We start from the raw sequence: 12,245 nt of genomic DNA on the forward strand, positions 1-12,245 counted from the left end.
TATAAGTAGACCGCCCGAATCGCGCGCCGACAGCGTTTCCCTGATAAACGGCGGTGCCGCGAGCGGCTATCCCTTAAAAAGGCTCGCGTGGACGGGCGCGTGGTCGGGCTCCGGCCGCGCGGAGTCGTCCCCGTCGCCGCCGTCGTCCGAGACGGCGCGACCCGAGGTCCCCTCGGCGAGGAAGTCACGAAGCGGCGGCCCGACGTGTTCGGGTTCGACGAGGAACGCGTCGTGGCCGTGGTCGGAGTCTATCACGTGGTGTGCGACCGGGATGTCGCCGACGCGGAACGCGTCGGCCAGCGACGCCGACTGCTCGACCGTGAAGTGCCAGTCGGCCGTGAAACTCATCAACAGCGCCTCGCCCTCGAACGCGGCGAGCGCGTCGGCGTCGCTCCCGTGGCCCGCGGCGAGGTCGTACTCGTCCATCGCCCGCGTGAGGTAGAGGTAGCTGTTGGCGTCGAACCGGTCGCTGAACCCCTCGGCCTGGTAGTCGAGGTACGACTCGACCTCGCGGTACGGGAAAAAGCCCGCCGTCGGCTCCGGCGGGAGCCCGAGGTCGCCCTCCTCGCGGGTCAGCGAGTCGCGGCCCGCCGAGCGCCGCCCGAACTTCCGCTCCATCGACGCCTTCGAGAGGTACATGATGTGCCCGATCTGGCGGGCCAAGGCGAGCCCTTCGTCGGGCGACGGCTTCCCCTCGCCGTAGTAGTGGCCCTCGTTCCAGTTGGCGTCCGCACGGATCGCCCGTCGAGCGACGGCGTCGAGCGCGAGACACTGCGCGTCGAGCCGCCCCGCGGTCGCGATGGCGACCACGCGGTCGACGTCGTCCGGGTAGCGTTTCGCCCACTCGACGGCGTTCATCCCCCCGACGCTGCCGCCGACGACGGCGCGGAGCCGCCCCACGCCGAGGTGGTCCAAGAGGCGGCGCTGTGCGCGCGCCCAGTCTTCGACCTGCACCGGCGGGAACGCGGTCCCCCAGCGGTCGTGGTCGGGCTCGGACGGGAGGTCGAGGTCGGCGGGCCGCTCGCTCGCCGGACCCGTCGTGCCGTAACAGGAGCCGGGGACGTTCGCGCAGACGACGTAGTACTCGGTCGTGTCTATCGCCTTCCCCGGCCCCACGATGTCGTCCCACCACGCGCGGGCCTGCCCGGCCTGCCCGGCGCCGCGGGTGGCGTCGTCGCGCTCGGGCGCGGGAGAGCGGGCCACGTTCTGGCTGCCGGTGAGCGCGTGACAGACCAAGACGACGTTGTCGCCGTCGAACTCGCCGTGGGTCTCGTAGGCGACCTCGAGATCCGGGACCGACTGCCCGCACTCGAAGGTGAACTCCCCGAGCGAGGCGACGCCGTGGTCGGTTTCGACGGCGCTCATGCGGTCACACCTCCCCGCCGACCGCGGTGTGCTCGCCCGCCGCCAGCCCGCGGTCGAGGTCGGCTATCACGTCGTCGGGGTCTTCGATCCCGACCGAGAGGCGGAGCATCTCCGGGTGGACCCCGGCGGAGCGCTGTTGGGCTTCGTCCAACTGCGCGTGGGTCGTCGACGCCGGGTGGATGACGAGCGTCTTCGCGTCGCCGATGTTCGCGAGGAAACTGGTGAGGTCGACGGTCTCGCAGAACGTCTTGGCGACCTCGTAGCCCCCCTCGACGCCGAAGGTGACCATCCCGCCGAACGCTTCGAGGTACGCGGACGCGTTGTCGTGGCTGCGATGGTCTGTGAATCCGGGGTACGCCACCCAGTCGACGCGGTCGTCGTCGCGGAGGAACTCGGCGACAAGTCGGGCGTTCTCGCAGTGGCGGTCCATCCGGAGCGGGAGGGTGTTGAGCCCCTGGAGCGTCTGCCAGGCGTCGAACGGCGACTGCTGCCCGCCGGTCGGCCGCACCCCGCGATGACGGGCAACGTTGGCGAACGCGGCGTCGCCGAACTGCTCCACGAAGTCGATCGGATACGCGGGCGACTGCCCGTCGAGTTCGTCGTAGTCGGCGTCCGGGTGGTCCCACGGGAACTGGCCCCCGTCGACGACGACGCCGCCGACGGTCGTCCCGTTGCCCGTGATCCACTTCGTCGTCGACTCCCAGACGATGTCGGCGCCGTGTTCGAACGGCCGACAGAGCGCCGGGGTGGCGAAGGTGTTGTCGACGACGAGCGGGACGGCGCGGTCGTGCGCGATGTCGGCGAGCCGCTCGAAGTCGGGCGTGACGAGCGAAGGATTCGCGAGCGTCTCGGCGTGGACGAAGGCGGTGTCGTCGTCTATGGCGTCCGCGTACGCCTCGGTGTCGAGCGTGTCGACGAGACGGGTCTCGATCCCGCGGCGGGACGCGATGCTCGTGAGGTAGCCGGCGGTGCCCCCGTACATCTCGGCGCTGGCGACGATGTTGTCGCCCGCGCTCGCGAGGACGGTGACGATGGCGTCGAACGCGGCCATGCCGGAGCCGGTCGCGACCGCGTCGGCGCCCCCCGAGAGGTCGGCGAGCCGGTCTTCGAGGACGCTCACGGTCGGGTTCGAGATCCGCGAGTAGACGTGGCCGTCCGTCCGGAGCGCGTACATCTCCGCCGCCGTGTCCGCGTCGTCGAAGGTGAACGAGGTCGTCTGGTGGATCGGGGTCGCGCGCGACCCGGTCGCCGGGTCGGCGGCGGCGCCGGCGTGGAGACTCCGGGTGTTGAACCCACGTGTCATGTGTGTAGTGCATATATCTACAAACGTCTATAACCCTCAGTTACGGCAAGTGATGCCTCAGTCTGCGGCGGTAGCACGCGACGCGCAGCGAGGAAACCGCCTCGCGAACCGGCCGAAGCGTGAGTTTATCCCCGGTCGCAAGCCAACGACCCGTATGGCAGTCGCCGACTCTCCCGTGCCCGAACTCGATGCGCGCGCGAGCGCCTGCGCCGAGCGGCTCCGCGCCGCGGACCGCGTGTTGCTCGCGTCCCACATCGACGCCGACGGGCTCACAAGCGGCGCAATCGCTTCGACGGCGCTCGCGCGCGCCGGAATCGACCACGAGGTGGTCTTCGAGAAACAGCTCGACGCCGAGTCGATCGCGGGCATCGCCGCCCGCGAGTTCGACGTGGTGCTGTTCACCGACTTCGGCTCCGGACAGTTGGACGTGATCGCCGACCACGAAGCCGACGGCGACTTCGTCCCCGTGATCGCCGACCACCACCAGCCGGCGGACCGCGACACGGAGTTCCACCTCAACCCCTTGCTGGAGGGGGTAAACGGGGCCAGCGAGCTGTCCGGTGCGGGCGCGAGCTACGTCCTCGCCCGCGCGCTGGAGGGCCCAGACAGAGACAACCGCGACCTCGCCGCGCTCGCGGTCGTCGGCGCGGTCGGGGACATGCAGGATACAGATGGCGGGCTCGTCGGCGCCAACGAGGCGATCGTCGCCGACGGCGTCGACGCGGGGGTACTGGAGACGCGCACCGACCTCAACCTGTACGGCCGGCAGACGCGCCCGCTCCCGAAGCTGTTAGAGTACGCCTCCGACGTGAAGATTCCCGGAATCTCGAACGACGAGGCGGGTGCGATCGCGTTTCTCGCAGACCTCGATGTCACCGTGAAACGCGACGGCGAGTGGCGGCGGTGGGTCGACCTCGACGACGAGGAGCGGCAGGTGCTCGCCTCGGGGCTGATGCGCCGCGCCGTCGCCTCCGGCGTCCCGGCGGACCGGATCGAGGCGCTCGTCGGCACCGCTTACACCCTCGTCGACGAAGAGCCCGGCACCGAGTTACGGGACGTGAGCGAGTTCTCCACGCTGCTCAACGCCACCGCCAGATACGAGCGCGCCGACGTGGGGCTGGCGGTGTGCCTCGGCGACCGCGGCGACGCCTTGGCCGAGGCGCGCCGCCTCCTCCGGAACCACCGAAAGAACCTCTCCGAGGGGTTACAGTGGGTGAAAAACGAGGGCGTCACGCACGAGCAACACCTCCAGTGGTTCGACGCCGGCTCGCGGATCCGCGAGACGATCGTCGGCATCGTCGCCGGGATGGCGGTCGGCTCGCCGGCGGTCGACCGCTCGAAGCCCGTGATCGCGTTCGCAGAGGAGAGCGCCGAGGCGCTCAAAGTCTCTTCGAGGGGTTCTCACACTCTCGTCCGACAGGGACTCGACCTCTCGGGGGTGATGCGCGAGGCGAGTCAAGCGGTCGGCGGCGACGGCGGCGGCCACGACGTGGCGGCGGGCGCGACCATCCCGAGCGACCAGCGCGACGCGTTCCTCGAAGCAGCCGACCGGATCGTCGGCGAACAGCTCTCGTGACCGGGCGGCCGACGCCTAACTCAGGCTTCGCCCAGATCGCGGAACATCGCGCGGTAGTCGTCGGAGGAGAGCGTCTCGCCGAGCTCGTCGATGTCGGCGTCGAGGCGTTCGAGGCGGTCGACGAGTTCGGTGTACGCCTCGTTGCCCTCGCGTTGCGCGGCCGGTTTCTGCGCGTTCAACACGGCGCGCTTGCTCGCTAACGCCGCGGCCTCCTGGATGAGGTCGTCGTACTCCGTGCGGGTCAACAGCGTCTCGATCGCCGCCAGCAGCTTCGAGCGGCTGACAGGCTTCGTGAGGTACAGGTCGAACCCCATGTGGATGATGTCGAAGTCGGGCTCGACCGCCGTCACCATCGCGACGCGGCAGTCGTGGCCGGCCTCGCGGATGTGTTCGAGGACTTCGTCGCCGCTCCCGTCGGGGAGTCGCCGGTCGAGCAGCACGACGTCGACCGAGCCGTCGACGCGTTCGATCGCGTCGGCCGCGGTCTTGGCCAGATCCACGTCGTAGTCCGCTTCGAGGAAGCCGGCGTACAGGGCGGCGATGTCTGGCTCGTCTTCGACGACGAGGACGGAGGGATCGCTCACCGCCGATCACCGTCGAAGTCGACGGGACACGCTTCACCGGGCATACACGAAGGGGGGATGTATCGACCAATAAACCTGTCGCCGTTCGCGCGGTGGATCTATCGGGTCGTCTTTTATATACTCCGGCTGCCAACAACGGCACGAATGTCAGAACTCGTCTCCACGGGGGTCGCGGGGCTCGACTCGATCCTCACCGGCGGCATCACGGAGCGATCGACGGTCCTCGTCTCCGGTAACCCCGGTACCGGTAAGAGTATTTTCGGGATCCAGTATCTCTACCACGGCGTCACCGAACACGACGAACGCGGCGTGTACGTCTCCTTCGAGGAGGACGAAGCGGACATCCGGGGCGCGGCAGACTCGATCGGCTTCGAGGGGTTCGGCGAACTCGTCGACGACGGCGACATCGTGATCCTCGACAAACGCGAGATGCTGCGAGAGACCGACTTCTCGACGGCGGTCGACAAGCTCCTCGACACCATCGAGGACGGCGACTTCGACAGGCTCGTGCTCGACTCGCTTTCGATGTTCCAGCTCTTTTTCGACGCCGAACAGGAGAAGCGAACGTACCTCCTGAAGTTCTCGGACATCCTCAAGGCAAACGGGTTGACCTCGCTGCTCATCAACGAGCAGGGCGCCGTCTTCCCCGACACCGAGGTCGGCTTGGAGAACTTCCTCACCGACGGGAACATCTACTTCATCCAGACGCCCACCGACTCCGGCGTCAACCGCTACGTCTGGGTGGCGAAGATGCGGAAACAGGACATCGACACCGACATCTTCCCGATGGAGATCGGCGAGGGCGGCATTACGGTCCACGAACGGGCCGGCGGCTTCTCGATGATGGGTCGGTCCGACGAGCCGTCGTTCTGAATTGAGAGCGGGGGACGGTCCCGCAGGCAGGGGGAGTGGTTATTTGCTCGACGAGAGGTCGCGCCACACGTCGTCGAGGCGGTTCTTTACCGCGGAGCGCTCTTCGACTTCGACGGTGAGCCCGTCACGGAAGTCGACTTCGACGCCGTCGACTTTCCGGCAGTACACCTTCACGCGGCGGTGTTCATCCGAGAGCGGCCGGTCGTGAAGCTCCAGCAGCTCCGCGTCCTCAAGTTCGTTGATCCGGCGATAACACGTCGCGATCGGGACGTCGAGCTCGTCGCTGATGTCTTGTGCGGACATCGGGTCGCCGGTCGCCGTCAGGATGTCCGTGTTGTACTTGTTCCCGAGTACGGTTATCAGATCGTCCCCCACCATTCACATTATCGCTATTGATTATTGCGTCTTAAAAGGGTACCGGTGGCCGGCGTCGCGAGTGACGCCGCGTGAAACGCCGTCGCCGAGCGTCTGTGGAGGCCAGACGCCGACGAGAGCGGAGGTGTGTTATCGGCGGTGATACCCACCACCGTAGGTTTATACCGCAACTCATGTCACAGAGCGTATGGAGCTTATCGAGGCGTTGTATCTCGTGACGACCACCGTGTTGGCGGGCGCGAGCGCGACGCTGCTCGCGTTTGCGATCTCGGCGTACCGGTCGTCGGGGCGGACAGCGATGGTGTATCTCGCGGCCGGGTTCGCGCTGGTCGTCCTCGCCGCGGTGGCGACGCCCGTCGCGGCCTTCCGGACGTCGTTCGCGAACCCGGAGGCGCTGCTGCTCGTCAACACCGGCCTGCTGGCGACGTCGATGGCGCTCATCGCCGGGAGCCTCGCCGTGTACGAACCGGGGACGAAGGAGTTCGTGATCCCCGAATCGGAGCTGTCGCGCATCCAAGACCGCTGAGGGAACCGGGCGGCGTCTATCGGGAAACGTCGGGTACGGAACGCGGTGCGTTGTATTGGCTGTGACTGGAAGGGGTTGTTCTGTGACTGGGAGGGATTGTTTAGTCATCGCACGCGAGAGCGGCGCGACTGTCTCACCAAAACGCGTCTATTCCGACGCGATAGACGGGGTACCGTAAGATCCAGACGTGATAACCTGATCCGCCCGTCGTTAATAGTTCCAGAAACTACTAATCAAAAAATAACCGCAAAATCGCTAGACAGCGGCAGTTTATCAGTTCGAATAATCGGCACGGAGTCTTTAATAGGGAAATCCCACTCCCTAGCGATAACGCCCGCCGGGCAGGCCGGGGGCCAACGCAACACACAATGTTCGAAACAATACTGGACGAGGAAGAGCGCGGGCAAGTGGGGATCGGGACCCTCATCGTGTTCATCGCGATGGTGCTGGTGGCGGCGATCGCCGCCGGCGTCCTGATCAACACCGCCGGGTTCCTTCAGACGCAGGCGGAGGCAACGGGCGAAGAGAGTACAAGTCAGGTCAGTGACCGGCTGCAGATCGTGAGTCAGTCTGGTAACGTATCGGACGATTCCAGTGGCACTCGAGTTGTCGACCAGCTGAATATTACGGTGGCGCAGTCACCGGGAGCAGGTAACATCGATCTTAACGAGACGACCGTTGAGCTCATCGGTACGCAAGGACAAGAGAACTTCCAGCTTGACGCTCCAAACGCGACAATCGACATCTACACTGGGAGTCCGGGAGATGTCGTTCTGACAGACGCCAGCGATCGCGCTGATGTCGGCATAAACCTCAATACGAGTACGACAACTGGTGTCTACGGAAATCTTGAGGGAGGTGACCGGCTCCAGATAACATTCACGACGGCGTCAGGCGCTACCACGACCGCGGAACTACGTGTCCCGACCACGCTGACGGATGAACAGACTTCGGTGAGGCTGTAACAATGTTCGAGTTTATCAACAACCACGACGACCGCGGTCAGGTGGGTATCGGCACGCTCATCGTGTTCATCGCGATGGTGCTGGTGGCGGCGATTGCCGCCGGCGTCCTGATCAACACCGCCGGGTTCCTCCAGTCGCAGGCGGAGGCAACCGGTCAAGAGAGTACGGACCTCGTGTCCGAACGCATTGACGTGACGAGCGAGGTCGGTATCGTCGGCAACAACTCCACGGGTGAACTGAAGGCTATCAAGATTAGTGTATCCGGCGCTGCCGGTGCTTCTCAGATCGACCTGTCAGAGACCACACTCCAAGCAGTTGGGCCGAACGGACAAGCAAATCTTGTCTTTACCGATACGAATGCTAATGGTGGAGGATCGATCGCGAACGCGAGTCAAATTAACGCGAGCGAGTTCGCCGTCCAAGATCCGGAAGGTAATTTCGTTGATTCCGGCAATGCCGTGCTCAGCGACGATACGGACTACACGATCGTCTTGAACCCCGGTGCGGAGCCGTTCGGGAGCATCGCAGAGGGTAGCGTCTATGAAGGTGGTTCGTACAACTACGCACACTTGCAAACCGACGACGCGTTCGGAGAGGGTCAGACCTCGTCACTCGAGATTGTCTCGCCGTCGTCGGCGACGACATCCGTCGAACTGAACGCACCTGACCTCTTCACCACCGACGGCGAAGCGGTCCGGCTCTAACGAGCCTCGAACAGCCCCCCAACCACTTCCCCGGCGGACTCGGCCGCCCGGAACACCTATTTTATCGCGCCACCACAATCACGGCATGAGTGACCACGACGCACCGCCGGCCGACCCGAAAGAGCTCGATTTCACCGACGACGAGAATGTCGTCGAGATCGGGGAGGGCCGCTACGTCGTCGGAACGAACGGCCGGCCGAAGGTCCCCCGGTCACAGCCGGACCCCGCGCCCGACGACGGGGGCGGATTCGCCCCGGCCGACCCGACGAATCCAGGCGAGCAACGCCCACCGGGGCCGGGCGGCGGGCAGCCGCAGGCCGGCGGGTCCACGCAGCCCGCGGGCGCTCAGCCCGTCAGCCCCCAAGCGCAGGGCGGGCAGGCGGCGCCCGCAGTCGACCGGCAGTCGGTGAGTCGCTGGCTGGCCTCCTCCTTCGACGGCGACGGGTTCGCGTACGGCATCGACGCGACGCTCCACGCCAACGGGGACACCACCCGCCAGCGGATGGTGTCGAACGACGTGACGGCGACGTTCGACTCGCTCGTGACGTGGTTCGCGTCGAACGCCGGCCCGAATTCGCCGACGCCCGAGGCGCTCGGCCTCCTGCTCGTCGCGGCAGAGATGACCGTCGACGTGCCGCCGGTGGCGATAAAGCGGTTCGCGGCGAGCCAGGGGCTCACGGCGAGCGACAGCATCGGCGACCTCGTACGCGCGGCCGAGGACGCCGGCGGCTTCCGGATCGAATAACGGCTCTTTTTAAATCGATTGGCGGGCGCCGAGAGCGCCGAGAAAAGCGATGCGTTCGGAGTTCGTCGAGCGGCCCTTATAAGAGTACGAGCAGCACGACCCCGATCAGCACGAAGACCGCGTACAGACCGGCCATCACCTCGCGTTTCAACGGGCTCCCGAGCGGCTCCGCGGTGAGCCGGCGGATCGGCGGTAAGATCGCGATCCCGCCGAGAATCAGGGGAAACGCGCCGATCTGCGGGACCAGCGTGAGCGCGACGACGATGGTCCCGTATCCGGCGACGTAACAGCCGCGTCGCCAGAGCTGTTCGCGGTCGGAGAGTTGTGCGGTCGGAACGAAGCCGGACTCGTCCTCGCTGCCGGACTCGCCGCCGCCCATTCCGCCTCCGACTCCGCCGCCCGACTCCGCGGCCACCTGCTGTGCCTGTCGCTGCACGTACTCGTCCAGTTCTTCGGCCGCATCCTCCGTCTGGGGGGCACCGCACTCGACGCAGAAGCGATCCTCGTCGTCGAGCGACGAGTCGCAGCGGGGACAGGTCTTCATCCTCATCGAAACGGCACCGCGACCGAACTTAACTCTTCGGAGCCGTGCCGACGGTTCGACCCGCGTTCGGTCTGCCGATTCGCTCGGTCACGGGTCGCGGCGTCCGGTTGGCGTTCTCCGCTGCGATAATTGGGAGGGTACGCTTTAGTCGGTGAGATCCGGACTATCGACAACGACGGGCCGTCCGCGGTGTGGGGCCTCGTTACGACGACTCCGATACCACGATGACCTCCAGAGATTCACCGGACGGCACAGCGCGGCCCCCCCGAACGACGACCGATGCGCCCTCCAGCGGACGCGGTGCTTCGCGTCGCGAGTCCACGCTTCGCTCGCGGCTGGCCGCCCTTCGCGTCGTGTTGGTCGCACTCGCCGTGGTGCTGTCGCTCTTCGGCGGAGCGGTCGCAGGCCCGGCCGCGGCCGCGGTCGCCGACGACGACGGCGCAGCGGCCGGCGGGGAGGCGACCGCCGGCGACATTGTGACCCCCGCATTGGAATCCGGTGCGAGCGAGGCGGTCAGTCGAGAGATTAGCGGTGGGTTCAGCAGGGACATGTTTACCGGGACCGCGGGGGATCCGGTAGAGATCAGACACGTTGCCGACGCCTCCGGGGACGACACGGCCTACATGCTGGTCGGCGGCAACCGCCTCACCGACTCGGGCGGAACGGTTGGGTTCGTCGACGTGCTGAAGGTGACCGGCTCGTCGACGGTGATCAACACCCGGCTTATGGGCACGGACGAGAGCAACGTCGACAGCTGTGCCAACGTGACCTGCGATCTCACATTTAAAAACAACGACGGTGAGGTGATCGCCGAGAACCTCTCGGCCCTTCACAACGAGCGGTCGATAGCGACCGGCGCTGCGGGCCTCGCTCGACCGCTCGCTCCCGAGCGGTACCGGCTCGCCGTCACCAACGGCACGTTCATCGTCCGGGACAACGGCGCCGTCGACCCCGTCAAGGTGGCCGCCGAGTCCGACCTCGTCTTACGGAGCCCGACCTTCCACGACGAGGTCGAGGTGTTCACGACCGCCGACGGCGACGTGATCGCCGACGGCGAGGGAGACGACACGGAGACCCTCGCGGACCTCAGGACGTACGGGACCGACCGGACGGCGGTGACGAAGGGCGACCGCGTCGTCCTCGGCTTCGAGTCGACGGGCATCTGGGGTGCGCTGTCACACTTCGCGGCGTCGGAGGGGCCCCTCGAATCGGATACGAGCATGAACCACACCGCCCTGGAGAGGCTTCTTACCGCCGAAGAGGGCGTCTCGCTTGAGATCCGTCAGACGAATCCGGGGCGGAACGATCGGGCGGCGACGTTCGACCTGTCGGACGCCGACGCAGACGACGTGAGGGTCTTCCTCGCGGACGGAACCGAACTCGAACGCGGCGAGGTCGACCGGGCGCCGAGCCGGTTCTACCTCGCCATCGACACGAGCGACGGCGGGCCGTTCACCGACGACCCCGAGCCGGGCGACGAGTACGCGGTCGAGTTCGCGCTGGAGGGAACCGAAGGCGAGCGATACGCGTTCGACGGCGGCGGGCCGCCGGCCGCGTTCGACCCGGCACCCGCGTCGGACGACCGAGTCGGGGAGCAGTACCCGTACCACGGCATAGACGACGGACGGGTCAGCGCCGAGGCGACGTTCAGTATCAAAGAGCGGTTCCTCCGGTACGACCACGTGACAGACGACCGCACGATCCTCGTCGAGGCGGGCAACGGGACCATTACGGGGACGACCTCCATCCTCCCTTCGGCAGAGCTGTCGGCGACGGTCGTTCGCGACACCGACGACGCCCCGAATCGGACAGAGTCCGAACTGACGGTGGCCAACGAGAGCTTCTCAGTTGACAGCGGTCTCGCCGGCGTCGCGCCGGGAACCAGAGCAAGCTACCGGCTGTATCGCGGGCAGTCGCTACAGGACAGTCGGCCGGTCCTCGTCGTGGAAAACGCCACGAGCCCCGCGAAACTCTGGTTCCGAAACGAGACGACGACGACGAACCTGACGGTGACGCGGGGCGAGTCGCTCGCGAACCTCTCCGCGGCGATCCAGAACGTCGGACAGCTAGAGAACCGAGAGCAGCTGACCCTCGACGTCGACGACGGGGAGATAGTCGAGGAGCGGTACGTCACGGTCGGTCCGCAGCGGACGAAAAACGAGACGTTCGCGGAGACGGCAGTCGATCTGGAGCCGGGCGAGTACGAGTACACGCTCGCAATCGACGGGGACAGCGTGAACGGGACCCTGAACGTGAGAGCCGATCCGGCGGTGACACGGCTCGACGAGAGCGGCTCGTCCGGCGAGAGTGACTCGTCCGGCGACGTGTCGACCGACGAGAGTGGTGAGAGCGACGCCGACACGGGCGAGGAGACGGGAGAGGCCGCGGACGACGGCGGCGAGGAGACGGGTGCGACCTCGGGTGCTCCCGGAGACGGCGGAGAGACGCCGGACGAGGAGGGGCCGGCGACGTTCCTCCCCTTCGGTATCGGAACTCGCGAGACGTTCGGGGGGACGGTCCTCGTCGGCGCGACGTACCTCCTCGGTCACTGGGTCTGACGCCCGGTCCGATGGCTCCGCGGGCGTCAGCCGCCCGGTCCGGTGGCTCCGCGGGCGTCGGCCCCGGTCGCGTCGTGAGCCGAACGCGGCGCCCGCCGTCGGTTCTCAGCCGTGAGAACCGCGGGGG

The 12,245-nt window shown here is 66.7% G+C and carries 12 protein-coding genes; 7 read left to right on the forward strand and 5 right to left on the reverse strand.

Annotated features, from left to right (window positions below; genetic code table 11):
• Positions 1 to 66: 66 nt before the first annotated feature.
• Positions 67 to 1,365, reverse strand: coding sequence for a homoserine O-acetyltransferase (gene metX / locus DOS48_RS26930; RefSeq protein WP_127118658.1), 1,299 nt, complete (start codon positions 1,363 to 1,365; stop codon positions 67 to 69).
• A gap of 4 nt (positions 1,366 to 1,369) precedes the next feature.
• A complete protein-coding gene (locus DOS48_RS26935; protein WP_127118659.1) occupies positions 1,370 to 2,668 on the reverse strand; it encodes an O-acetylhomoserine aminocarboxypropyltransferase/cysteine synthase family protein in 1,299 nt (432 codons plus the stop codon).
• Positions 2,669 to 2,822: 154 nt separating this feature from the next.
• On the opposite strand from DOS48_RS26935, the gene DOS48_RS26940 reads away from it, so the two are divergent.
• Entirely contained in the window at positions 2,823 to 4,244 is a 1,422-nt protein-coding gene (locus DOS48_RS26940) for a DHHA1 domain-containing protein (RefSeq protein ID WP_127118660.1), read from the forward strand.
• Between the two features lie 20 nt (positions 4,245 to 4,264).
• On the opposite strand, the gene DOS48_RS26945 is transcribed toward DOS48_RS26940, so the two are convergent.
• The gene (locus DOS48_RS26945) at positions 4,265 to 4,828 is read right to left on the reverse strand and encodes a response regulator transcription factor (RefSeq protein WP_127118661.1); all 564 of its coding nucleotides are present in this window, start codon (positions 4,826 to 4,828) and stop codon (positions 4,265 to 4,267) included.
• Positions 4,829 to 4,972: 144 nt separating this feature from the next.
• Here DOS48_RS26945 and DOS48_RS26950 point away from each other — a divergent pair, with 144 nt between their 5' ends.
• Positions 4,973 to 5,701 carry an ATPase domain-containing protein gene (locus DOS48_RS26950; RefSeq protein ID WP_127118662.1) on the forward strand — a complete coding sequence of 243 codons (729 nt, stop codon included), beginning with the start codon at positions 4,973 to 4,975 and terminating at the stop codon, positions 5,699 to 5,701.
• Between the two features lie 39 nt (positions 5,702 to 5,740).
• Here the strand turns inward: DOS48_RS26950 and DOS48_RS26955 are convergent, their stop codons facing one another.
• On the reverse strand, positions 5,741 to 6,079 hold the full coding sequence (locus tag DOS48_RS26955; protein WP_127118663.1) for a helix-turn-helix domain-containing protein: 339 nt from the start codon (positions 6,077 to 6,079) through the stop codon (positions 5,741 to 5,743).
• 184 nt (positions 6,080 to 6,263) lie between these two features.
• Between DOS48_RS26955 and DOS48_RS26960 the strand changes: the two genes are divergently transcribed.
• The 4 genes from DOS48_RS26960 to DOS48_RS26975 all read left to right on the forward strand — a co-directional run bounded on the left by DOS48_RS26960 (position 6,264) and on the right by DOS48_RS26975 (position 9,016).
• Positions 6,264 to 6,602: a hypothetical protein gene (locus DOS48_RS26960; RefSeq protein WP_127118664.1), complete on the forward strand. Its 339-nt coding sequence runs from the start codon at positions 6,264 to 6,266 to the stop codon at positions 6,600 to 6,602.
• 368 nt (positions 6,603 to 6,970) lie between these two features.
• On the forward strand, positions 6,971 to 7,567 hold the full coding sequence (locus DOS48_RS26965) for an archaellin/type IV pilin N-terminal domain-containing protein (RefSeq protein ID WP_127118665.1): 597 nt from the start codon (positions 6,971 to 6,973) through the stop codon (positions 7,565 to 7,567).
• Positions 7,568 to 7,569: 2 nt separating this feature from the next.
• Positions 7,570 to 8,271 (forward strand): archaellin/type IV pilin N-terminal domain-containing protein, encoded by a 702-nt coding sequence (locus tag DOS48_RS26970; protein WP_127118666.1) that lies wholly within the window; start codon positions 7,570 to 7,572, stop codon positions 8,269 to 8,271.
• 85 nt (positions 8,272 to 8,356) lie between these two features.
• Positions 8,357 to 9,016 (forward strand): hypothetical protein, encoded by a 660-nt coding sequence (locus tag DOS48_RS26975; protein ID WP_127118667.1) that lies wholly within the window; start codon positions 8,357 to 8,359, stop codon positions 9,014 to 9,016.
• Positions 9,017 to 9,092: 76 nt separating this feature from the next.
• On the opposite strand, the gene DOS48_RS26980 is transcribed toward DOS48_RS26975, so the two are convergent.
• On the reverse strand, positions 9,093 to 9,560 hold the full coding sequence (locus DOS48_RS26980; protein WP_127118668.1) for a zinc ribbon domain-containing protein: 468 nt from the start codon (positions 9,558 to 9,560) through the stop codon (positions 9,093 to 9,095).
• Between the two features lie 224 nt (positions 9,561 to 9,784).
• Between DOS48_RS26980 and DOS48_RS26985 the strand changes: the two genes are divergently transcribed.
• Entirely contained in the window at positions 9,785 to 12,118 is a 2,334-nt protein-coding gene (locus DOS48_RS26985) for a BGTF surface domain-containing protein (RefSeq protein ID WP_127118669.1), read from the forward strand.
• Positions 12,119 to 12,245 lie beyond the last annotated feature (127 nt).

The sequence above is a fragment of the Halorubrum sp. PV6 genome (assembly GCF_003990725.2).
Taxonomy (GTDB): domain Archaea; phylum Halobacteriota; class Halobacteria; order Halobacteriales; family Haloferacaceae; genus Halorubrum.